Source organism: Cupriavidus lacunae (assembly GCF_003353055.1).
GTDB classification, from domain to species: domain Bacteria; phylum Pseudomonadota; class Gammaproteobacteria; order Burkholderiales; family Burkholderiaceae; genus Cupriavidus; species Cupriavidus lacunae.
This window is the reverse complement of sequence record NZ_QKWJ01000023.1, coordinates 32,282-55,160: the sequence shown is the minus strand read 5'-3', so window position 1 is coordinate 55,160 and position 22,879 is coordinate 32,282. Positions and strand designations below refer to the sequence as shown.

General features: G+C 67.7%; 18 protein-coding genes. 4 read left to right on the top strand and 14 right to left on the bottom strand.

Annotated elements, in window-relative coordinates:
• Window positions 1-96: 96 nt before the first annotated feature.
• Together DN412_RS19110 and DN412_RS19105 are read left to right on the top strand one after the other, a co-directional pair.
• Window positions 97-1,692: a DUF1800 domain-containing protein gene (locus DN412_RS19110; protein ID WP_115213038.1), complete on the top strand. Its 1,596-nt coding sequence runs from the start codon at window positions 97-99 to the stop codon at window positions 1,690-1,692.
• Window positions 1,693-1,715: 23 nt separating this feature from the next.
• On the top strand, window positions 1,716-3,038 hold the full coding sequence (locus DN412_RS19105; RefSeq protein ID WP_115213037.1) for a DUF1501 domain-containing protein: 1,323 nt from the start codon (window positions 1,716-1,718) through the stop codon (window positions 3,036-3,038).
• 29 nt (window positions 3,039-3,067) lie between these two features.
• Here DN412_RS19105 and DN412_RS19100 read toward each other — a convergent pair whose 3' ends face one another.
• Window positions 3,068-5,644, bottom strand: coding sequence for a penicillin-binding protein 1A (locus DN412_RS19100; protein WP_115213036.1), 2,577 nt, complete (start codon window positions 5,642-5,644; stop codon window positions 3,068-3,070).
• A 314-nt stretch (window positions 5,645-5,958) separates the two neighbouring features.
• Between DN412_RS19100 and DN412_RS19095 the strand changes: the two genes are divergently transcribed.
• Together DN412_RS19095 and DN412_RS19090 are read left to right on the top strand one after the other, a co-directional pair.
• Window positions 5,959-7,029, top strand: coding sequence for a porin (locus DN412_RS19095; RefSeq protein ID WP_115213035.1), 1,071 nt, complete (start codon window positions 5,959-5,961; stop codon window positions 7,027-7,029).
• A gap of 1,153 nt (window positions 7,030-8,182) precedes the next feature.
• Window positions 8,183-8,416 carry a CDP-diacylglycerol pyrophosphatase gene (locus tag DN412_RS19090; RefSeq protein ID WP_078200989.1) on the top strand — a complete coding sequence of 78 codons (234 nt, stop codon included), beginning with the start codon at window positions 8,183-8,185 and terminating at the stop codon, window positions 8,414-8,416.
• Between the two features lie 128 nt (window positions 8,417-8,544).
• Here DN412_RS19090 and DN412_RS19085 read toward each other — a convergent pair whose 3' ends face one another.
• The 13 genes from DN412_RS19085 to DN412_RS19025 form a co-directional block, all read right to left on the bottom strand.
• Window positions 8,545-9,711 carry an ABC transporter permease gene (locus DN412_RS19085; RefSeq protein ID WP_115213034.1) on the bottom strand — a complete coding sequence of 389 codons (1,167 nt, stop codon included), beginning with the start codon at window positions 9,709-9,711 and terminating at the stop codon, window positions 8,545-8,547.
• Between the two features lie 15 nt (window positions 9,712-9,726).
• Window positions 9,727-10,881, bottom strand: a complete 1,155-nt coding sequence (locus DN412_RS19080) for an ABC transporter permease (protein ID WP_115213033.1) — start codon at window positions 10,879-10,881, stop codon at window positions 9,727-9,729.
• Window positions 10,882-10,887: 6 nt separating this feature from the next.
• Window positions 10,888-11,580 carry an ABC transporter ATP-binding protein gene (locus DN412_RS19075; RefSeq protein WP_078200986.1) on the bottom strand — a complete coding sequence of 231 codons (693 nt, stop codon included), beginning with the start codon at window positions 11,578-11,580 and terminating at the stop codon, window positions 10,888-10,890.
• A gap of 23 nt (window positions 11,581-11,603) precedes the next feature.
• Window positions 11,604-12,821: an efflux RND transporter periplasmic adaptor subunit gene (locus DN412_RS19070; protein ID WP_115213032.1), complete on the bottom strand. Its 1,218-nt coding sequence runs from the start codon at window positions 12,819-12,821 to the stop codon at window positions 11,604-11,606.
• A gap of 109 nt (window positions 12,822-12,930) precedes the next feature.
• Window positions 12,931-13,287 (bottom strand): ArsR/SmtB family transcription factor, encoded by a 357-nt coding sequence (locus DN412_RS19065; protein WP_115213031.1) that lies wholly within the window; start codon window positions 13,285-13,287, stop codon window positions 12,931-12,933.
• Window positions 13,268-13,732: an SRPBCC family protein gene (locus DN412_RS19060; RefSeq protein ID WP_115213030.1), complete on the bottom strand. Its 465-nt coding sequence runs from the start codon at window positions 13,730-13,732 to the stop codon at window positions 13,268-13,270. The genes DN412_RS19065 and DN412_RS19060 overlap by 20 nt, the downstream gene beginning before the upstream one ends.
• 104 nt (window positions 13,733-13,836) lie before the next feature.
• Window positions 13,837-14,790, bottom strand: coding sequence for a PDR/VanB family oxidoreductase (locus DN412_RS19055; RefSeq protein ID WP_115213029.1), 954 nt, complete (start codon window positions 14,788-14,790; stop codon window positions 13,837-13,839).
• 81 nt (window positions 14,791-14,871) lie between these two features.
• Window positions 14,872-16,491: a trimethylamine N-oxide permease gene (locus DN412_RS19050; RefSeq protein ID WP_425267427.1), complete on the bottom strand. Its 1,620-nt coding sequence runs from the start codon at window positions 16,489-16,491 to the stop codon at window positions 14,872-14,874.
• Window positions 16,492-16,860: 369 nt separating this feature from the next.
• Window positions 16,861-17,163 carry a CBU_0592 family membrane protein gene (locus tag DN412_RS19045; protein WP_115213027.1) on the bottom strand — a complete coding sequence of 101 codons (303 nt, stop codon included), beginning with the start codon at window positions 17,161-17,163 and terminating at the stop codon, window positions 16,861-16,863.
• A gap of 48 nt (window positions 17,164-17,211) precedes the next feature.
• Window positions 17,212-18,099 carry a TorF family putative porin gene (locus DN412_RS19040; protein WP_115213026.1) on the bottom strand — a complete coding sequence of 296 codons (888 nt, stop codon included), beginning with the start codon at window positions 18,097-18,099 and terminating at the stop codon, window positions 17,212-17,214.
• A gap of 169 nt (window positions 18,100-18,268) precedes the next feature.
• Entirely contained in the window at window positions 18,269-19,999 is a 1,731-nt protein-coding gene (betA, locus tag DN412_RS19035) for a choline dehydrogenase (protein WP_115213025.1), read from the bottom strand.
• 101 nt (window positions 20,000-20,100) lie between these two features.
• On the bottom strand, window positions 20,101-21,567 hold the full coding sequence (locus tag DN412_RS19030; protein ID WP_115213024.1) for an aldehyde dehydrogenase family protein: 1,467 nt from the start codon (window positions 21,565-21,567) through the stop codon (window positions 20,101-20,103).
• A 27-nt stretch (window positions 21,568-21,594) separates the two neighbouring features.
• Window positions 21,595-22,716: an aromatic ring-hydroxylating oxygenase subunit alpha gene (locus tag DN412_RS19025; protein ID WP_115213023.1), complete on the bottom strand. Its 1,122-nt coding sequence runs from the start codon at window positions 22,714-22,716 to the stop codon at window positions 21,595-21,597.
• Window positions 22,717-22,879: the final 163 nt, after the last annotated feature.

The window sequence follows — 22,879 nt, the reverse complement described above, 5'->3', positions numbered from 1 at the left end:
CCTCCAGGTCAACCGATGGCCGCTTGCCACGTAACATGGTGATGGACTGGTCATGGTCCGGTCGTGTTCTGCTCGAAAAGGGGCGAGGAGAAAGGCATGCATCCGGCGCAGCACCCGAGACAATCCGGCCGTGGCGGGTTCGCCGCCTGGCGCGCCGCCGCCGCGGCGCTGGCACTGGCCGCGTGCGTGGCCGCCTGCGCACAGGCGCCGGCCGATGCCACTGGCAGCACTGGCACCACCGCCGACCTGCGCTGGCTCAATACCGTGACCTACGGCGCCGACCAGGCCACACTTGGCGACCTGCGCCGGCTGGGCCGCAAGGCCTTCCTCGAACAGCAACTGACCCTGCCGCCGGCCGATCCGCCCGAACTGGCGTCCGCCATCGCGGCCTTGCCCGGCGTGCAGGCTGACGCCGGCGCCCAGATCCAGGCCGCGCGTGACGCCCGGCAGCGCATCGACGCACTGTCCGATGAAGATAGCAAGCAGCAGGCCCGGCAGGCGCTGAACGCGCAGGGGCGCGAGATCGTGGCCGACGCCGCGCGGCGCCACCTGCTGCGCGCGCTGTATTCGCCGGCGCAGCTGCGCGAACAGATGACGTGGTTCTGGATGAACCATTTCAATGTCTATTCGGGCAAGGGCCAGGTCCGGCTGCTGCTGTCCGACTACGAGGAACGTGCCATCCGCCCGCACGCGCTGGGCCGCTTCCGCGACCTTCTGATGGCCACCGTGACCGCGCCGGCCATGCTGGTCTACCTCGACAACGCCCAGAGCAGCGCCAACCGCATCAACGAGAACTACGCGCGCGAGCTGATGGAGCTGCATACCATGGGCGTGTCGGGCGGGCCCAGCGGCTCGCGCTACACCCAGCAGGATGTGCAGGAGCTGGCGCGCGTGCTGACCGGCGTGGGCGTCAACCTGCGCGGCGCGCCGCCGCCGCGTCTGCCGCCGGCGCGCGCGGGCCTGTACCGCAGCGATGGCCTGTTCGAATTCAATCCCGCGCGCCATGACTTCGGCGCTAAGACGCTGCTGGGCCAGCGCATCGAGCCGGCCGGCTTCGACGAGGTGGCGCGCGCGGTCTCGATCCTGGCGCGCGAGCCAGCCACGGCGCGCTTTATCAGCGCAAAGCTGGCGACGTACTTCATCGCCGACAACCCGCCGCCGGCGCTGGTCGAGCGCATGGCGCAGACCTTCACGCGCACCGATGGCGATATCGCCGCGGTGCTGCGCACCTTGTTCCTGGCGCCGGAACTGGACCGGCAACTGGCCGCGCCGACGCGCAAGTTCAAGGATCCGATGGTCTATGTGGTGTCGTCGATGCGGCTCGCCTATGAAGGCCGCCCCGTGACCAACCTGCGCCCGGTGATGAACTGGCTGAACCAGCTTGGCGAGCCGCTGTACGGCCACGTGGCGCCGGACGGCTACCCGTCGGCGGAAAGCGCGTGGGCCAGCTCGGGCCAGATGGTGCGGCGCTTCGAGATCGCGCGCGCGATCGGCTCGGGGCCGGCGGGGCTGTTCGCCGGCGATGGCACGAGGCCGCGTGGCGCGCGCTTCCCGATGATCGGCAACAAGCTGTACTACGACACCATCGAAGCCACCCTCGGCCCCGCCACGCGCGCCGCGCTGGCCCAGGCCGAATCGCAGGCCGAATGGAATACCGTGCTGCTCGGCTCGCCCGAGTGGATGCAGCGCTGACGCGGACTGACAGGGAGCAGACCATGCAACGCCGACAATGGCTGAAGACGATGGGCGGTGCCACGCTGGGGCTGGCATTGCCCGCCATCACCTCGCGCGTCTACGCGCTGCCGGCGCAGGCCGACGCGCGCTTCCTGCTGGTGTTCCTGCGTGGCGGCTATGACGCCGCCAACGTGCTGGTGCCGGCCGGCAGCGATTTCTACTACGCCGCGCGGCCCAGTATCGCCATTCGCCGCCCGCCCGCGGCCGGAGCGGACGCAGACCCCAACGCGGCCGTGGCGCTGGCACCGGCCTTTGCCGCCGACAGCGCCGCGCGCGGCATCGGCGACTGGGCGCTGCACCCGGCATTGGCCGCGACCATGCTGCCGCTCTGGCAGCGCGGCCAGCTGGCCTTCGTGCCGTTCGCCGGCACGCACGACCTGTCGCGCAGCCACTTCGAGACCCAGGACGCGATCGAGGCCGGCTTGCCGGGCGAAGGCGAGGACCGCAGGGCCGTGGCGACGCTGCGCGGCAGCGGCTTCCTGAACCGGCTGGCGCAGGCCGTGGGCGGGCAGGCCGCGCCGGTGGCATTCACCGACGGCCTGCCGATGGTGCTGTCCGGCCCGCGCGACGTGCCCAACGTGTCGCTCAAGGGCACCGGCCGCACGCCGTTCGACGCGCGCCAGGCGAAGCTGCTGGCGCAGATGTACAGCGGCACCCGCTTCGAGTCCCTGATCGACGAGGGCTTCGAGCTGCGCGAAGCCGTGGCGCGCCAGGCGCAGCCGCAGGCCGGCATGTCAGGCAGCGACGCTGGCACCATGGCCGCGCGCCAGCAGGAGATGCAGGCCGCCAACCGCCGCTCGCTCAGCGCGCGTGGCTTCGAAGTCGAGGCCACGCGCATGGCCGGGCTGATGCGCGAGCGCTTCAACCTGGGCTTTATCGACGTGGGCGGCTGGGATACCCACGTCAACCAGGGCGGCGCGCAGGGGCAACTGGCCGGATTGCTCGACAACCTTGGCCGCGGCCTGTCTGCTTTCGCCGCCGAGATGGGCCCCGCATGGAACAAGACCACTGTGGTGGTGCTGTCCGAATTCGGCCGCACCTTCCGCGAGAACGGCACGCGCGGCACCGACCATGGCCACGGCACGGTCTACTGGGTCGCGGGCGGCACCGTGCGCGGCGGCCGCATCGCCGGCGAACAGGTGGCGGTGGAACAGGCCACGCTCAACCAGAACCGCGACTGGCCGGTGCGCAATGAGTACCGGGCGGTGCTGGGCGGGGTGTTCCGCAGGCTGTACGGACTGGATGATGCGCGGCTGGCGCAGGTGTTTCCGGGGGTGAGGGGGCGGGATATCGGGTTGATCTAGAACCCCGCTCCGCAGGCCGGAGGCGACGTTCAGTTGCTGCCGTTGGCCGGGGTGATGATGGTTGGCGCAAGGGGCGTGATGGGTGCCGGGGGCGCGGCCGGTGAGGGCGGGGCGGGCGGATTCGCGGAAGCCGGCGAGGCAGGGGCCGGTTCGGCCTGGGGCGCTGGCGCCACCGGGGCACTGCCTGCGCGCATGTCCTGCGGCACCGCAATCACCGTCTCCCCCCGGTCCAGCGCCAGGCTGGAGTCATCCTGGCCGACATCCGCCGAAGCGGCCGATGCCGCGCCGGCCGGCGGCGCAACCTCAGCCTCCGGCGCGGGCAGCGCCGGCCGGCGCGGTGCCGGGCGCGGTGCCGGGGTCTCGCTGGCCTTGTCGCGCGTGAACATCTGGCTGAACCAGCCGCGCAGCTGCGTGCCCAGCGACGCGAACAGGCTGGTCTCCTCGTGCTCGGCAAAGCGCGCGCGGCCGTCGACGATGCGTGCATGCAGCGCGCGCTGGTAGAAGTCGCCCACCATCGGCAGCGCGCTGTGCGCGCCCTGGCCCCAGTAGTCGCTGCGCAGCGTGACGCGGCTGTCGTTGAAGCCGACCCAGGCGCCCGCCACCAGCTCCGGATGCATCAGGATGAACCAGCCGTCGGCATTGTCCTGGGTGGTGCCGGTCTTGCCGGCCACGTCGGCGCGGATGCCGAAGCGCGAGCGGATGCTGGCGCCTGTGCCCCGGTCGATCACGTCGCGCATCACATCGAGCAGGGTTTGCGAGGTCGCGGCGGGCAGCGCGTGCTCGGCGCGGGCCGGGCGGAATACCTGCAGCACATTGCCCTGGCGGTCCTCGATGCGCGTCACCATGGTCGGCGCGATGTAGTCGCCGGCGTTGGCGATGGTGCCGTAGGCGGCCACCATCTCCTTGAGCGTGACGGGGCTGGTGCCCAGCGCCAGCGACGGCACCAGGTCGAGCTGGCTGTCGCGCACGCCCATGTCGCGGGCCAGCCGCGCCACGCGCGCCGGCCCCACTTCCTGCATCAGCTGCGCGGTGATGGTGTTGCGCGAATAGACCAGGCCGTCGCGCAGCGTCATGGCGCGGCCGGTGGGGCGGCCTTCGTCGCTCGGGCGCCAGATTTCGCCGCCGGCCAGTTTGATCTCTACGGGCTGGTCCACCAGCGTGTCGTCGGGCGTCTTGCCGTCTTCAAAGGCCGCGCCGTAGACAAAGGGCTTGAAGGTCGAGCCCGGCTGGCGGCGCGCCTGCTGCACGTGGTCGAACGCGTCCTGGGTGTAGTCGCGGCTGCCGACCCAGGCGCGGATCTCGCCGCTGCGCGGGTCGAGCGCCAGGAAGCCGGCCTGGATGCGTGTCTTTTGCTGGTGCAGCGCGCGCATGAAGGCACTGTCGGCCATCAGCTGGCGCAGCGCCTCTTCCGGCGCGGTGCCGGCGGCGATGGCGGCACGGTACTCCGGCGTCTCGCGCACGAAGGCCTGCACCAGCGGCTTGTTGGCGGCCCAGCCCGCGCGCGGCGCCCAGGCTGCATTGGCGATGGCCTGCAGCCGGTTGCCCTGTTGCACCACGGCCTGCGTGGCCATGGCCTGCAGGCGCGCGTCGATGGTAGTGTGCACCACCAGGCCGTCGGCGTAGATGTCGTAGCCGTTGCGGTCGGCCCAGCCGATCAGCCACTTGCGCAGCTGCTGCGCGAAGTGCGGCGCGGGGCCGGGCGGCTCGGTCTGGCGTTCGAAGTCGATGCGCAGCGGGCGCTTTTTCAGCTGCTCGTAGCGCGCCGCATCCAGCTTGCCGCGCTTGACCATCTGGCCCAGCACGGTATTGCGCCGGTCCAGCGCGCGCTCGGGGTTGAGCACCGGGTTGTAGTAGCTGTTGCCCTTGAGCATGCCGATCAGCGTGGCGCTCTGCAGCACGTCCAGCGAACGGGCCGGGCGGTCGAAGTACGTGCGCGCCGCCATCTCGATGCCGAACGCGTTGTACAGGAACGGCACCGTGTTGAGATAGGTCTCGAGGATCTCGTCCTTGGTATAGAGCGCCTCGATCTTCAGCGCGGTGATGGCTTCCTTGAGCTTGCGCGTCAGCGTGGGCGCGCGGCCGATCTCATCGGGATAGAGGTTGCGCGCGAGCTGCTGGGTGATGGTGGACCCGCCCTGGCGGTCGCCGGAAAACGTATGCACCGCGGCCGAGGCCAGGCGGCGCCAGTCCAGCCCGTGATGCTGGTAGAAGCGGTGGTCCTCGGTGGCGATCAGCGCGGCCACCACGTTGGGCGAGATTTGCGACAGCGGCACCCAGTCGCGGTTGGCCCACTTGAACACCGCCAGCTCCTTGCCGTCGGCGGACAGCACCTGGGCCGGCTGCTCGGACTTGGCCTTGCGGATATCGCTGATGCCCGGGGTGAACGGGATCAGGATCAGCACATAGAGCAGGAAGGCCGCGGGGATGGCCGCCAGCCCGACCAGCACGCCGCGCGGCGTGGGGCGCACTGTCCCGGGCCGGGTCAGCCCGGCGCGTGCGGTGCGCGCGGCCAGTCCTGACAAGCATTGCCGGAGGGGGGCAGGCAGCCAGGCCTGCAGCGAGGCGAGCAGCGGGGCAAGCCGGGTCTTGATCTCAGCCAGCTTCATGAGGCGAAGCGGTCGAGGCACAGGCGCATGGCGGCACGGGGCACTGGCATTACCGTCGTCGGAAAAGCCTGCATCCTACCAAAACGTTCCCCTTGGTTACAGGGAAAACCCCCATTCGGGGGCTATCCGCTACTTCCTGCCGCAAAGCATGGGTCACAAAGGTTTCATATTGCGCCGCCACAATGCCGCGGCCGCAACTTGTGCGGACGAAGCGCCGTTGCCGGGTTGCCCGGCTAGATCGGGTTGGCCCTCTTGCCGACCCGGCTTGGGTCCGGCGCGGTGTCGTGCCTCAAACAGAACACAGAGAAATTACAGTGAAGAAAGCTCTCCTTGCAATGACGGCAGCAGCGGCCGCGTCGGCCGCATCCGGGGTGGCGTCGGCCCAGTCCGCGTCGAACGTGACGCTCTACGGCATCGTTGATGCCGGCGTCGAAGTGATCAGCCACGTGCCGGGCAGCAACGGCGCCCAAGGCACCGCAACGCGCCTGAACTCGGGCAACCTGTCGGGTTCGCGCTGGGGCCTGCGCGGCACCGAAGACCTGGGCGGCGGCCTGAAGGGTATCTTCGTGCTGGAGAGCGGCTTCGACATCGACACCGGCACCTCGGGCCAGGGCAACCGCCTGTTCGGCCGCCAGGCCTATGTCGGCCTGCTGGGCGGCTGGGGCGCGGTCACGCTGGGCCGCCAGCAGAACGCGCTGTACGACCTGTTCGGCGCCTTCGACCCGATGGCCGTGGGTCCGCGCTACTCGCTGAACAGCGTTGACTCGGCCTTCAACGGCCGCGCCGACAACGCCATCAAGTACACCGGCAAGTTCGGCGGCCTGACCGCCACCGGCTTCTATAGTTTCGGCCGCGACAACAACGGCGAAGTCCCGGGCGCACCGAAGGTCGCGCGCAATTTCGGCGGCGGCCTGTCGTACGCCGCGGGCGGCTTCTCCGTCGGCGCCGCTTATGACCAGTACCAGGGTGCCACCGTGGCGCTGCAGGACCGTGCCGCCAAGCGTGCCGCGGTGGGTGCTGCCTATGCCTTCGGCGAAGCCAAGGTGTTCGCCGGCTACCGCTGGCTGAGCGACGACGGCGTGTCCGGCGCCGCCGCTGCCTCGACCCGCAGCAACGTGTACTGGGCCGGCGCGCAGTACCGCTTCACGCCTGCATTCCAGCTGACCGGCGCGGCGTACTACAACGACACGCGCAACAGCGATGCGGATCCGTGGATGTTCGTGCTGTCGGCGGACTACTCGATGTCCAAGCGTACCGACGTGTACCTGAATGTTGGCTACTCGAAGAACAAGTCCGGCTCGGCGCTGGGGCTGAACGGGGTTGGTACCGTGGTGGCTGGCGAGAACCAGACCGGTGCCACTATTGGCCTGCGTCACCGCTTCTGAGCGTAACCGCCTGATGCCCGCCTGGCAGGTTGTGATACCTGCATGGGTGGGCGCTTAACTCTCATATCGACACCTGCGGCTGGTATTGCGGGGTTCGTTGGGCCGGTTTTTGGATTGATCGGCCTCTTTTTCTCTGGTCCTCGCGTTGGTTGCGGGGTGTTTTTGTTGTTGCTATGTGGTTGGTTTGTGGCTCTTGGCCGGTGTAGGCGGCGGGCTTCTTGCTCGTTAGCTTGGTTATGCAGGTCGGGTTCGATGTTGTCGTAGGTTTGACGGCCTGGTTCCGCCCTGCTGGGCGGGTCACTTTTTGTCCGAGCGACAAAAAGTAACCAAAAAACGCGTCGCCTCTGGCGGCTGGCCACCAATTTGGTGTTGGGGGTGGTTCGGGCGGCGGTGCTTGCCGTTTGGCGTGGTTGGCCGTTCGACCCAGCTACGCTCCCTGTCCGGTGCCTGCGTCCACGGACTATTGGACGAACCCGACTTTAGGCTATTGGCAGCCTGCTAACGAGGTCATCGGTAGGACGCCTACGGCTGCGCTGCGCGCACTCAGTATCGTAGGTCGGGTGCTCGGGCACGGAGTGCGTCGCTGCGCTCACACGGCGCGGTCGGGATGCCGGGCCCCAAAAAAAAGAGCGCAAATCGGGACGTGGTCGTTCGTTCTGCCACGTTAGGGCCGGCGCGAAGCGCAGCCGAAGGCGTCCCACCGACGCGGTGCTTAGCAGGCTGCCAACGGCCTAAGGTCGGGTTCGTCCAATAGTCCGTTGATGTGGGCACAGACAGGGTGCGTAGCAGGCCCGAACGGCCAACCACGTCAAACGGCAAGCACCACCGCCCGAACCACCAACACCGCCAAATTGATGGCCAGCCGCCAGAGGCGACGCGTTTTTTGGTTACTTTTTGTCGCTCGGACAAAAAGTGACCCGCCCTTCAGGGCGGAACGGGGCCGTCGATTCATCGACAGATACCCGCCGTAGGCACGATAGGTGACCCAAGAAGCACAGCAAGGTGGCTCAGAACAAGGGCGACGGAGGTATTTCAGCGCCCGGGGCCAAAACCCGACAGACACTGTCGCGCCTTAGCACATTCGCAACGGTTTCACCAATCCAACACACGGAAATGGTTATGATTTGGTAGTCGCCTAGTCGAGAAGCTGCCTATGACCCTCCACGTCACGATCCGCACCATCCGTACCGGCACGCTGCAATCCGCCCGCTATCAGGCGCGCGTCTATCTCACCACCGATGCCGAGGCCATGCCGTTGCTTGCGACGGCATGGAGCGAGCGCGAGGCCGATGCCTTCCGTACCGCACAGTTCTGGGCGCAGCGCCACGCTTATGTGGTGTCTAATCCACGCGCCGGGACTTTCTACGGAGTTTCAGGCCGGCGCTGAAGCCGGCCAGCGCATCCGCAACTTCGTCCGCGTCCCGGACGCCGCAGGCGCCACGGCAGGCTTTGCCGTTGCCGGGCTGCTGCCGCGTTGGCGCAGTGCGTCCAGCGCCCTGGCCGGCGACGCTTGACCTAGCGCGCCCGCAACGCGTCCACGATATTCATCCGCGCCGCCCGCACCGCCGGCAGGAAGCCGCCCACTAGCCCCATCACCATCGAGAACGCCAGCGTCTGCAAGGCAATGCCCGGCGTCAGGATGAAGCGGAACGAGAGGTCCGCGAAGGTCTGGAAGTTGGTGGTCGAGAACGAGGCGAACTGCATCAGCGCCGCGCACGCGAGGCCCGCGATGCCGCCCACCAGCCCCAGCAGCGCGGCTTCGATCAGGAAGGCGGTGAGCACGTTGACGCGCTTGAATCCCAGCGCGCGCAGCGTGCCGATCTCTGCCACGCGGTTGGCCACCGACGCATACATGGTGATCATGGCGCCGATCATTGCCGCGATCGAGAAGATGGTGGACAGCGTGAAGCCGAGGATATTGATAAAGCTGGACAGGGCCTTGGACTGGTCGCTGTAGAAGGTCTGCTCGCGCTTGGCCTCGTCGGCCAGGCGCGGGTCGACGTCGATATCGGCGCGAAAGCGCTCGAACAGCGCGCTATCCGCCAGCCTTACCACCATCGACGAATACGCATTGCGCCGGAACGACTGCATCAGCTGGTCCACGTCGCCCCAGATTTCAGAGTCGAAGCCGCTGCCGCCGGCATCGAAATGCCCCACCACGGTCCAGTCGCGCTGGGCAAAGCGCAGGTACTGGCCGATCTGCACGCCGGCAAAGCCGCCGGCGATGCTGCTGCCGACGATGATCTCGGACGAGCCCGGCCGGAACATGCGCCCGGCCACCAGCCGCACCTGCGGGCGCAGGTCCATGCCCGGCGGCGAGATGCCGCGGATCACCACGTTGGACGGCTGCCCGGTGCTGGCCTTGGTGAGCGAGATCAGCACCACCGCCTCGCGCGAGGCCAGCGGCCGGCCCGCGCCGCCCATGGCCACGGCCGGGTGCATCTCCATGATGCTGGCCTGGTCGCGGGCGACCGCGCTCTGGATCTCGGTCTCGGCGCCCTTGCGGATCACCACCACGTTGTTCCGCTCGCCGGTGGTGACCAGGGTCTTCTTCAGGCCGGCATCGAGCATCAGCATGGTGGCGAAGACAAAGACCACCAGCGCCAGCCCGGCCGCGGTCAGCGTGGTGGTCAGGCGCCGGGCCCACAGGTTGCGCGCGATATAGGTGAGCGGGATCGCCATGTCAGCCTCCGGGCGCTAGCCGATGGCCCGCAGGCCCTCGACGATGCGCACGCGCGCGGCCTGCACTGCCGGCACGATGCCGGCAAAGATACCCACTGCCAGCGCGCAGGCGGCCTGCAGCTGCATGGTCTGCGGCGACACCGTGAAGACCGGAAACACGCCGCCCACCGCCTGCTTGAAGGCCGCGGCCATTGGCGGCGTGGCCAGCATGCCGAGCGCGCCGCCGGCCACGCAGATCGCCAGCGATTCGCCGAACACCAGCAGCGCCAGGAAGCCGGGGCCGAAGCCCAGCGCCTTGAGCGTGGCGTACTCCACGGTGCGCTCGCGCGCGCTCATCGCCATGGCGTTGGACATCACCGCCATGATGATGACAATCACCACGTAGGACACCACGCGGATCGCCGCGATGATCTGGTTGGACATGGCGACAAAGCCCAGCTGGAAGGCCTGCTCGGTCTCGGTCAGCGTTTCCGCCAGCGAATTGCGGAACACCGCGTCCACCTGGCGCGAGATCGCGGCGGTGTTGTCAGGGTTGTCCACGGCCAGCACATAGACGCCGACCTGGTCGGCCTGGCGCGAGGTGCGCTTGCGCACGGTCTCGTTCAGGTATTCCCAGTGGAACACCATCTGGCGCGTGATGGTGCTCTCGTCGCGCCCCTCCATGATGCCGCGCACCACGAACTCCCAGGTGCCGGGGTAGATGGTGCCCTTGATCGGGACCACGTCGCCCACCTTGAAGCCGAACTGGTCGGCCAGCTGGCGCCCGACCAGCGCGCCCTTGCGGTCACGCTGGTAGTCCGCGCGCTGCTGCGCGGGCACGATGAACTCAGGGTAGAGGTCGAGGTAGTTGTCGGATACCGCGAACTGCGCAAAGAAATTCTTGGGATCGCGATAGACGCCGCCGAACCAGTTCGAGCGCGCCACCGAGGTCACGCCGTCGACGCCCTTGATGCGGCTCTCGTAGCTCAGCGGCAGCGGAAACACCAGCGAGATCGCATTGCGCGTGACCAGCCGCGCGCTTGACGCGGCCGAGGCGCCCGCGTACCAGGCATCGATCACGGTCTGCAGCAGCCCGAACGCCAGCACCGCGATCACCAGGCCGAACACCGTCAGCGCGGTGCGCAGCTTGTGTCGCAGCGCGTTGCGGATGATCAGTTTGAGCGCGTACATGAGGGGTCAGGCCATCTCGCCACGGATCAGCTCTCCCTTCTCCAGGTGCACCAGCGACCCGGCCGCGGCCGCGGCGTGCGCATCGTGCGTGACCATGATGATGGTCTTGCGTGCGTCGGCATTGAGCCGCTGCATCATCGCCAGGATCTCGGCGGCGGAGGTGCGGTCGAGGTCGCCGGTGGGCTCGTCGGCGACGATCAGCGCGGGGTCGGTGATCAGCGCGCGCGCGATCGCCACGCGCTGCTGCTGGCCGCCCGACAACTCCGACGGATAGTGGCTCATGCGGTCGGCCAGGTTGACCATGTCCAGCACCAGTTCCACGCGCGCGCGCCGTTCCGCGCGCGGCAGGCTGGTCAGCATCAGCGGCAGCTCAACGTTCTCGAACGCGGTCAGCACCGGCATCAGGTTGTAGAACTGGAAGATAAAGCCGACGTTGGCCGCACGCCAGTCCGCCAGTTCCGCTTCGGGCAGTCGCGTGATATCCAGTCCTGCCACGCTCAGGGTGCCACTGTCGGGCCGGTCGATGCCCGCAATCAGGTTCAGCAGCGTGCTCTTGCCCGATCCCGACGGCCCCATCAGCGCAACGAAATCGCCTTCGCCGATTTCCAGCGAGATATCGGTGAGCACGGGCACAATCTGCACGCCGCGCCGGTAGGACTTGGCGACGTGGCTGATCTGCACCAGGGGCGGGGCGCTCATGCGCTTCCCTTCGGCCGGCCTCGTCACGGCTTGGCCACGGTGATGCGGTCGCCGTCGCTGAGCTTGTCGCCCGGCGACAGCACGAGCACATCGCCGGGCTTGACGCCCTGCACGGCCACCAGCTCGCCCAGCTTGTCGCCGGTCATGACCTGCACTTCATGCGCCCTGCCGTCCCTCACCACATAGGCCAGTTGCCGGCCGCCATCGCGCGTGACCACCGCGGCGGGCTGCACCGCCACCACCGGCTGGCGGTCCTTGGCCGAGGCCGCGTGCGACAGGAAGGCGATCTTGGCGCTCATGTCCGGCAGCACGCGCGCATCGCGGTCGACAAAGCGCACCTTGACCAGCACGGTGGCCTTGGAGCGGTCCACCGTCGGCACGATGCGCGACACCTGACCGGCCATCCGCAGCCCCGGCAGCGCATCCAGCAGCAGCTCGCATGGCTGGCCGGCGCGGATCTTGGCGATATTGGATTCGGCGACGTCGGCTTCCACTTCCAGCGTCTCCATGTCGGCGATGGTCACGATCGCCCCCTTGGTGTCGGCGGCGGCGGAGAAGGGCGTGATGTTGTCGCCCACGTTGGCATGCTTGATCAGCACCACGCCATCGAACGGCGCGCGCACCACGGTCTGCTCGACCGCCACCTCGGCCACGCGGGCATTGGCCTGCGCCGAGGCGATCGACGCGCGCGAACTGTTGACCGAGGCCCGCGCCTTGTCAAAGCGCGCCGCGGCGGCGTCGTACTCGGTGCGCGAGATGGCGTTCGGCACGATCAGGATCTTCGAGCGGCGCAGGTTCACCTCAGCGTCCTTCAACTCGGCCTGCTGCAGCGCCAGGCTGGCCTGTGCCACCTGGATCTGGGCCTGGGCCTGTGCGAACGAGGCGGCGACGTCCTTGCTCTCCAGCCGCGCGATGATCTCGTCCTTCTTCACGCGCGAGCCCTCGAGCACGCCCAGCCATTCCAGCCGGCCCTGCGCCTTGGACGCGACCGCCGCCTTGCGCTGCGGCACGACATAGCCGGTGGCGTTGAGCAGTGTGAAATTCTGGGTGGGATAGGCGGAGGTGACGGTGGCGGTCTGCACTGCTTGCGGGCCGGCCAGGCGCACGCCGATGCCGACCAGGGCCAGCAGGACCAGCGCAATGACCGCGTAGCGCAGCCACCTGCGCCGGGGGCGGATGCGGACGCCGGCCGCGGCGGCGCTCCGGTCGATTTTGAGCCTGGACAGGTCGTGGTCAGCCACTGCGCGCTTCCTCTCGCTGTGATGGGCGGGGCTCCCAGTATAGCGGCGAGCGAGAGGGTGTCCATGGCCCGCGAGGTGAGCGAACCGGCAGCGCAATCAGCGTTGTCAGCTAGTGACTGGTCTCCACCGCCAGCTTTAGCTTCGCCAGCGCGAAATCCCATTGCCGCCCGATCGCTTCCAGTGACCTGCGCGCGGCTTCGACCTGCCCCGGCTCGAACTGCCACAGGCGCTCGCGCCCGGCCTTGCTGTCGCGCACGAGCCCCGCCTGGGACAACACTTCGAGGTGCTTGGTGACCGCCTGCCGTGTCATGGTGCTGCCCGCGGTCAGCTGCGCGATCGACATCGCGCCGCCCGCGCACAGCGCTGCCACCAGCCGCAGCCGGGTTTCGTCGCCAAGCGCGGCGAAGACGGTCGCGGCATCCTGCAGCGCCAGCGCGGGGGAGGAATCAGGCTGCGCCGCTGACATGCTTGCCGATGTTTTCCATCTGGCCGTCCCAGCCGCCGCTGTTCATGCGGAAGGCTTCCATGCGCCGTTCAGGCGGGATCTGGTCGAAGCCGGATTCGACCACGGTCAGCAGCGTGCCGCCTTCGGCTTCCTTCAGCGCGAACACCACCAGCGTGGGCGGTTCGGCCGAATAGTCGCGGCCGCGCTCCATCGGCGCCGGATGCCAGCGCCACGACAGTAGCCGGGGCGGCTCCATGCGCTCGACCACCACGTCGAACCTCAGGTATTCGTAGCCGGGATAGGTGATGCCGCCCACTGCGCGCTTGCCGGGCGCGAAGGTCACGCCGTCGAATTTCACGCCAAACCAGCTGCCGAAGGTGTCGGCGTCGGCCAGCGCGTGCCAGACGCGCTCGATGGGGGCGGCCAGGAGGATGCTGCGCTCGATGCGGTCGGTGGATGAAGCCATGTCCGGTCTCCTTGTTCAGGCTTGAATGGGCAACGTTGTGGTTGCATGTTAGGAGACCGGACGGGGAAACGCAACCAAAAGGTTGCGAATGAAAGCAGTATGGATCAGAGATCCAGCACCAGCCGCTGGCCCTTGCAGCGCGACACGCACAGCATCATTGTCTTCTGCGCGGCCTTTTCGGCATCCGACAGGTACTGGTCGCGGTGATCGGCCTGCCCCGCCAGGATGGCGGTCTCGCAGGAGCCGCAGATGCCTTCGCGGCACATGCAGTCCACCTTGATGCCGGCTTTCTCGATGGCCCGCAGCAGCGGCTCGTCGGCGCCGACCTGCAGCGTCAGCCCGCTCTTCTGCAGCACGGCCTCGAAGGCGCCGCCGGTGGCATCGACCTCGTTGCGGAACTGCTCGAAATGGATGCGCCCCGCGTCCCAGCCGGCGGCGCGCGCGGCGTTGACCACGGCGTCGTTGAGCGGCGCCGGGCCGCAGACGTAGACGTGCGTATCGGCAGGCTGCGCGGCGATCAGCGCGGCGATGTCGAGCAGGCTGCCGCTGTCGCTCTCATACAGGTGAAGCTGGCCGGGCTGCAGCGTGGCCGGCAGCACGTCGAGGAAGGCGGCGGACTGCGCGTTGCGGAAGCAGTAGTGCAGCGCAAAGTCAGCGCCGCGCGCGGCCAGCGCCTGGATATGCGTCATGAAAGGCGTGACGCCGATGCCGCCGGCAATCAGCAGGTGGCGGCCGGCGCCGTGGTCCAGGCTGAACAGGTTGCCGGGCGCGCCGATATGCAGTTCGTCGCCTTCGCCGACCTGCTCGTGCATATAGCGCGAGCCGCCGCGCGAGGCTTCTTCCAGCCGCACCGCGATCTGGTAGTGGCCGGGCTCGCCCAGCGTGCTGGTCAGCGAATAGGCGTTGCGCAGCCGGCCGCCGTCCATATGGACGACCACGTGGCTGCCGCTGTCGAAGGCGGGCAGCGTGCCGCCGTGGCAGGGTTGCAGGGTGAAGCGCTTGATGCCGGCGGCCAGCGGCTCGACGCGGCCGACGCGCACGCGGAGCGTGTCAGTCATGGCGGTACCTCGGAATTCAGGGAATGCAGGGAATACGGGAAGGGAAGGCAGGCCGGCATGGCGCCGGCCTGCCCGGGACCATCAGGTGATGACCGTCAGCCGTGCAGCGATCCACACCACCAGGCCGCCGACGACCAGCGCCACGTAGGGCAGCACGCCGGCACGCGCATTGGGCAGTTCCATGTCGCGGCGCATCGACTCGGGGAAGCGGCCCTTGTCCTGGATGTAGTGGCGGTAGATGAAGACCGGCACGATCAGCACCGCGGCGATCAGGCCGTTGCGCAGCGTATTCTCGCCCTGGAAGTTGGCGCCGGCGCCGACAAAGGCCAGGTCGAAGAAGCCGAAGAACGCGCCCAGCGCCAGCAGCCAGTTCTTGCACTTGTACGGGCGGGCCCAGTCCGGGCGGTCCATGCGGTGGATCCAGCCCGACTGCAGGTTCAGGAACACGAAGATCATGTAGCAGACGTTCGAGATCGACAGCACTGCCATGTAGTTCGACATCAGCAGCAGGAACAGGTTGAACACCAGGTCCGTCCACATGGCGCGCGTCGGTGCGCCGTGCTCGTTCACGTGCGAGAGGTAGCGCGGCAGCCAGCCGTCTACCGAGGCCTGGTACAGCGTGCGCGACGAACCCATCATCGACGTCATCACGATCAGCAGGATGGCCAGCACCAGCATCGCCACGATCACGTTGAACACCACCGCGCCGCCGCCGACGAACCTGGCCATGGCCGCGCCCACGCCGGAGCCGTCGACGATGGCCGGTTCCAGCATGCCCGACAGGCCCAGCGAGCCCTGGAAGGCGATCGGCACCGCGATGAACATGAACAGGCACAGCACGCCGGACCAGAAGATCGCCTTGAAGGTGTCCTTCTGCGGGTCCTTGAACTCGCGGGTGTAGCAGACCGCGGTCTCGAAGCCGAAGGTCGACCAGCAGGCCAGGAACATCGCGCCCATGGCCGTGCTGATGCCCGCGGCGTTCCAGCCGCCCAGCACCGGAGTGCCGGCCGCGTCATGGGTGAGCGGCAGCAGCGGCAGGAAGCTGGTGGACGGCATGTCGCCGGTGAACATCGGCACCAGCGCGATCACCACCAGCGGCGTCAGCGAGGCAATGCCCAGGATGCGCTGCGTGGTGGCCGCGGCGGAAGCGCCGCTGTGCTGCAGCTTGAAGGTGATCAGCAGGAAGGTGGTGGCCAGGACGAAGGTGGAATTCACCCGCAGCGTCAGGCCCTTGCTGACCACGCCCAGGTCCAGCAGCGTCAGTTGCCAGGTGTTGATGACCGAATCGGGCGGGAACAGCGCGCTCAGCATGTAGCCGGCGGCCAGGCTGGTGCCCAGTGCCAGCATCGGCGACCAGGCAATCCAGTTGCACCACACCGAGACCGGCGCGACGAACTTGCTGTAGCGCACCCAGCCGAGCGCGCCGTACACCGAGGCGCCGCCGGACTTGTGCGGATACAGGCCCGAGATCTCGGCATAGACGAAGCACTGGGCGAAGCCGACCAGGATGGCGAGGATCCAGATCACCCAGGCCGGGTTGCCGATGGTGGCGGACACCCCGCCGATGGTGAAGAGCACGCCCGCGGGCACGCCGCTGGTGACCCAGAAGGCATCCTTCCAGGTCAGGGTGCGCTGCAGTTCATGCGATTGGGTTTGCTGCTGTGGTTGCTGGGCGGGGGCGAGCGGCGCCTGCGCGCCGATCGACAGCACGTCTTTCTGTGAATACACGATGTCTCCTTGCTTCCCGGGTTGCCGTTTATCTGGAGCTGGGCTCCGTCACGGTCTGCCGTCTGCGGTCTGGGTGGGTACGTTGCGGTACTGCCTGCCGGGGGCTACGACGGTCGGGAATGTCTGGCGGGGATTCTGGGGGCGTTTCTCATCGTTGTCTCCTGTTGTCATCCCGGGGTTGCCACACGCCCATTTACAAGGGTGCATGGCTTGCCGGTTTTTATCGATTCACCAAAAGTTAATTACATTACCAATGGTGTTTCGGGTGAGTATAGGAACGGCGGGGAGCCAAGGCAACGGAAGATTTGTATCGCGTTGCAAGGCGTCCCGGCCGGCCCTTGCTTACTGCTGCACGGGCTGTCCCGGGCGCGGCCCGCCAAGCGTTTCCACCACCGCACGCCCCGCCCGCCGGTTGCGCCACCAGCCCAGCAGCGTCAGCCCCAGCCAGAAGCACTGGGTCAGGAACGACGCCAGGTTGAAGGCGCCGGTCAGCGAGATCAGGATGCAGCCCGGCCCGATCACGTTGAGGACGACGGCCAGCCTGCCGGTCGGGGATTTGTGCAGGACCTGCACGGCAAAGTGCGCGGCAACGTAGGCGGCAACGCCGACAAGTCCGGTCGCGTCGGTAAGACCCAGGGAGGCCATGGTGGTATGCGCTCAGTAAAGCGTTGGAACAGCGGTTGAGGATTGCCGTCAGAACGTCTTGGTCACCGAGACCAGGAACGTGCTTTTCAGCGGGTTGGAAACGGACGGGTTGCCGGATGAATCCAGCGCCCCGGTGGTGTACTTGTCGTAGACGTCGGTGCGCCCCCAGCCGCGGGTATAGGCGCCGGTCACGGTCCAGCCTCCCTCGAAGGCCCTGGACAGCGCCACGCGCACGTCGCGGAAGCTGTAGGCGGCGAAGTTGCGCACGCGCTCCTGGCCGTAGTGCAGCAGCAGCGAGACGCCGTAGCCCAGGTCGAAGGTGCCGTTGATGTCCAGGTAGCCCGAGCCGCGGCTGTGCAGGTCATTGCCGGTAAGCAGCGAGGCGCTGTTGTAGCCGAAGTAGTCGGGCGTATAGGTCAGCCAGTACTTGACGTTGAACCACTTGTACGTCAGCGACGCGACCGCCTCGCCGTAGTTGTATTTGGTCTGTGCGGACTGCAGTTTCGCGCCCGGGTACAGGTAGTAGTAGATCTGCCCGGCGTAGGTGACATCGCCGGCGGTGCCGGTGTAGCCGGCATACAGGTCCCATTCGACCGTGCCGCCCTCGATGAACTTGTCGCTGATGCTCGACATCCACGTGCCGGCGGAGAAGCCGCTCGGGTGGGCGTAGTCGATGCCGCCCTGCACGGCAGGCTTGCCCCAGGTCTGGCGGAAGCCGCGCGAGACATATTGGGATGTCAGGGTCAGGTTGGCGCTCAGCGGCGAGGTGGCTGCCGCGGTTTCGGCCGGCGGCACAGTCGCGGTGACCTGCGGCACTGGCGCTACCGCCAGGGTGGTGTCGGCATTGGCCTGCGCCAGCGCGGGCAGCGCCTGGCACAGCAACAGGGGCAGGGCGCCTTGCAGGGCCCGTCTTGCAGCAAAGCATTTGCGCAGCATGGAAGTCTCCTCCTTGCAGCCGGTCTGGGTTTGTTCTGGGTAGCCGGCTTGGTGGTGTGGGTGCGCGGCGCGCCGACCGGACGCACGCTGCCCGCCGGGGACCGTAGTCCCGGCAGCACATGCGTCGGTCAGGGGTTCTGGCGGGAAGCCCGCGCGCCGCGCCGCCTGGTCAGGCAGGCATCGGCATCGGCATTCGCGCGGTGGCTGGCGGCTGCCGCGCCGCCTCCGCCTTGCTGCCGGCGGTGGCGGCCTTGTAGTACGGCGCCGTCGAGCGCTGCAGCGGCGCGCGGCCGCGGATCACGTCGGCCAGCTTCTCGGCCATCATGATGGTGGGCGCGTTCAGGTTGCCGGTGATGATCTTCGGCATGATCGAGGCATCGACCACGCGCAGCCCCGACAGCCCGTGCACGCGGCCCTGGTTGTCGACCACCGCCATCGGGTCCGACGCATCGCCCATCTTGCAGGTGCAGGACGGGTGCAGCGCGGTCTCGGCGTGCTCGCGCACGAAGGCGTCGATCTCGGCATCGCTCTGCACCATCATGCCGGGCTTGATCTCGCGGCCGCGGAACTGGTCCATGGCTTGCTGGCCGATGATCTCGCGCGTCAGGCGCACCGCGGCGCGGAACTCGCGCCAGTCGACGTCATGCGCCATGTAGTTGAACAGCAGCCGCGGCTTCACGCGCGGGTCGCGGCTGGCCAGTTTGACAAAGCCGGTGCTGGGCGAGCGCATCGAGCCCACATGGCACTGGAAGCCATGCGACTGCACCGGGTTGCTGCCGTCGTAGTTCATCGCCAGCGGGATGAAGTGGTACTGCAGGTTGGGCCAGGCAAAGTCATCGCTGCTGCGGATAAAGCCGCCCGCTTCGAAGTGGTTGGAGGCCGCGGTGCCGGTGCCGCGCAGGTACCACTCGATGCCGATCGCCGGCTTGTTCCACCACTTCAGCGCCGGGTACAGCGACACGGGCTTGGTGCATTCGTACTGCAGGTACATCTCCAGATGGTCCTGCAGGTTTTCGCCGACGCCCTTCAGGTCCGCCACTGTGTCGATGCCGAACGCGCGCAGCTCATCGGCATTGCCCACGCCCGAGCGCAGCAGCAACTGCGGCGAGGCGATCGCGCCATTGCTGACGATCACTTCGCGGCGCGCGCGCGCTTCGCGCACGTGGTCGCCCTGGATGTATGAGACGCCGGTGGCGCGCTGCCCCGAGAACAGGATGCGGTCCGCCAGCGCGCGCGTATGCACGGTCAGGTTCGGACGGTCCTTGGCCTGGTCGAGGTAAGCCAGCGAAGTGCTGCAGCGGCGCCCGCGCGCGGTGGTGGTGCGGTCCATCGGGCCGAAGCCTTCCTGCCGGTAGCCGTTCAGGTCGTCGGTCTGGCCGTAGCCCGCCTGCTCGCCGGCTTTGATAAAGGCGCTGAACAGCGGGCTGATATCGGCCTTGGGCGTGGTCACGTGCAGCGGGCCGTTGCCGCCGTGGTAGTCGTTGGCGCCCTTGTCGTAGGTCTCGGCCTTGCGGAAGTAGGGCAGGCAGTCGGCGTAGCTCCAGTTCTCCAGCGACTTTTCCTGCGCCCAGCCGTCGTAGTCCATGGCATTGCCGCGGATATAGACCATGCCGTTGATCAGCGACGAGCCGCCCAGCCCCTTGCCGCGGCCCTGCGTCATGCGGCGGTTGTTCATGTGCGGCTCGGGCTCGGTCACATAGGCCCAGTTATAGGTAGTGCCCTGCAGCGGGTAGGCCAGCGCGGCCGGCATCTGGGTGCGCCAGTCCAGGCGCCAGTCGGGGCCGCCGGCTTCCAGCAGCAGCACCGAGACGCCGGCATCTTCGGTCAGCCGCGCGGCCAGCACGCAGCCGGCCGAGCCTGCGCCGACGATGATGTAGTCGTATTCATGGATTGCCTGCATGGTGCAATCTCCTTGTTTGCTTGACGCCGTGCGCGGTTGCCCGGGGGCGGCGGCCGCGCACGTGATTGCGAAGTAAGCCAGCGGGTGCGCCGGGCGTGGGCTCAGGCGCCGAACCACCCCATCGCCTTGGGCGCGAGGTTGATATAGCTGTGCTTGAGCTCGGTGTACTCGTCCAGGCCGATGCGGGCCAGCTCGCGGCCGATGCCGCTTGCCTTGTAGCCGCCCCACGGCGCTTCCGGGAAGTAGGGGTGGTAGTCGTTCACCCACACCGTGCCGAAGCGCAGCGCGCGCGACATCCGGTTGGCCTTGTCCAGGTCGCGGGTCCAGACCGCGGCGGCCAGGCCGTACGGGGTGTCGTTGGCGGCACGCAGCGCCTCGGCCTCGCCGCGGAAGCGCTCGGCCGTGATCACCGGCCCGAAAATCTCCTCCTTCGCAATCTTCATGTCGGCCGTCACGTCGGCCAGCAGCGTCGGTTCCAGCCAGAAGCCCTGCTTGAACACGTCGCCCGCCGGCCGCTTGCCGCCGTGCACCAGGCGCGCGCCCTCGGCAATGCCGGCCTGCACCATGCCCAGGATCTTTTCGTGCTGTTGCGCCGACTGCACCGGGCCCATCTGGGTCTCGGCATGGAAGCCATTGCCGATCACGATGCGCGGCAGGCGCTCGGCCAGGCGGCTGACAAATTCATCATAGCTGCTGTCCTCCACCATCAGGCGCGAGCCGGCGGAGCATACCTGGCCGGCGTGGAAGAACGCGGCATTCAGCGCGTAGTCCACCGCGGCGTCCAGGTCGGCATCGGCAAAGACGATGTTCGGGTTCTTGCCGCCCAGCTCCAGGCCGATGCGCTTGAAGTTGCCGGTGGCGGCCTTCATGATGCTCTCGCCGGCGAAGGCGCCGCCGGTGAAGGACACCAGGTCCACGTCCAGGCTCTCGGCCAGTTCGGCGCCCACTTCGGCGCCGCCCGTCACCAGGTTGAACACGCCCGCGGGCAGGTCCAGTTCCGCCACCAGCTGCGTGAAATGGTGCGTGGTCAGCGGGGTCAGGTTGCTGGGCTTGATCACCACGGTGTTGCCGGCGCCCAGCGCCGGCGCGATCTTCCACGCGGCCTGCAGCAGCGGGTAGTTCCATGGCGTGATCAGGCCGCATACGCCCACCGGCTCGCGCAGGGTGCGGCTGATCACATGGTGCGGCGCTTCGTTGACCGCGCCCGACTCGGACGCCACCAGCCCGGCAAAGTAGCGGAAGGTGGCGGCAATGTCGCCCATGTCGGTGCGGCTCTCGGTCAGCGTCTTGCCGGTATTGATCGATTCCAGCCTGGCGAGCTGCTCGGCGTCGCGGTCGATCAGTCCGGCGAGCTTGTTCAGCAGTTTCGCGCGGTCACGGATCGTGGTCTGGCGCCACGGGCCGTCGAAGGCCTTGCGGGCAGCGGCGATGGCCAGGCGCGCGTCGGCGCGGGTGGCTTCGGCGGCCTGGGCGATCACGGCTTCGTCGGCCGGGTTGTGGATGGCGCGCGTGCCGTGGTCGATGGGCGACTGCCATTGGCCGTCGATATAGAGCTGGGTCTGGATCATGCTGCGGTTCCGGTTGGTGCGTTCGTGTCAGGCGGCCAGGGCGTCCAGCACCATCTGCTGGAAGTGCTGCACGCCGTGCTCGCCGATGGCGGAGGTCTTGTCGTCGGTGACCAGCAGCGGGCCCTGCCCGTTGCGGTAGCCGCGCGACTTCAGGCCGCGCTGCACCGATTCGACGATGCTCAGGTCTTCGGGCTTGAGCACGTTCTTGTAGTACTCGATCAGCTGCTCCTGCTCGGCCGTGGGCGTGCTGTCGCGGAAGTAGAACTCGAAGTGCTGGATGGTGGTGTCGGCGTCGACCGGGAACATGTAGAAGACGCCGTAGTTGCCGTCGCCCGGCAGCACGTTCAGCGTCACGTTGGGCCACAGCCAGTACGCGGCGAAGTCGGTGTTGGGGGCGTCGCTGTCGTAGGTGAAGGCGTCGCTGCCCGAGCGGGTCTGGCCCACCTGGCTGGTGTAGAGGCCGCGCACTTCGTGCTTGTAGGTCTCCATCCTGATCGACTCCACCAGCGCCGGGTGCGCGGTCTGGCAATGCAGGCATTCCAGGTAGTTGTCGACCACCACCTTCCAGTTGGCCTTCATCTCATAGGTGAGCTTGTGCGCCGGCACCAGCTTGTCCACGTCTGGGCAGCGCGCGCGGATCTCGTCGTTCAGGCTGGCGGCCTGCTCGGCCAGCGGCTTCGCGTCCATGTCGAGGTTGACGAAGACCAGGCCGCAGAACTCTTCCACGCGCACCGGCGTCAGGCCGGCGTTGTCCTTGCAGAAGCCCGGCACGTTCTCGGCGTTGCGCACGTGGATCAGCTTGCCGTCCAGGCCGAACGACCAGGCGTGGTACGGGCAGGTGATCACGTTCTTGGCCTTGCCCGCGCCATCGGCAAACAGCTCATGGGCACGGTGCGGGCAGACGTTGTAGAACGCGCGCAGCACGCCGTCGCGGCCGCGCACCACGAACACGTTCTCGCCGGCCACCTGCGCCGTGGCGTACTGGTTGTTCTCGGCCACCTGGCTCTTGTGCATCACGCACACCCAGCTGCGCGCGAAGATGGTCTTCTTCTCCTGCTCGAAGACTTCCTGCGAGGTGTAGTAGTGGGCCGGCAGCGTGTAGGCCAGCGGCGGGGTGGTGCCACAGACGGGGGCGGTGGTCTCTTGCATGGGGTTGTCTCCTCGTTGGTCTCGGTGCTTTGTAGATTCACCAGTAGTTAATTAAATTACTATTGGTGATGTGTGAGGAAGTCTAGTGAGGAGCGCAGGGGTGCTGCAATTCAAAAAATCGATGAAAATGTTTCGCACGATGGTTTATGACTATCAATTCGCG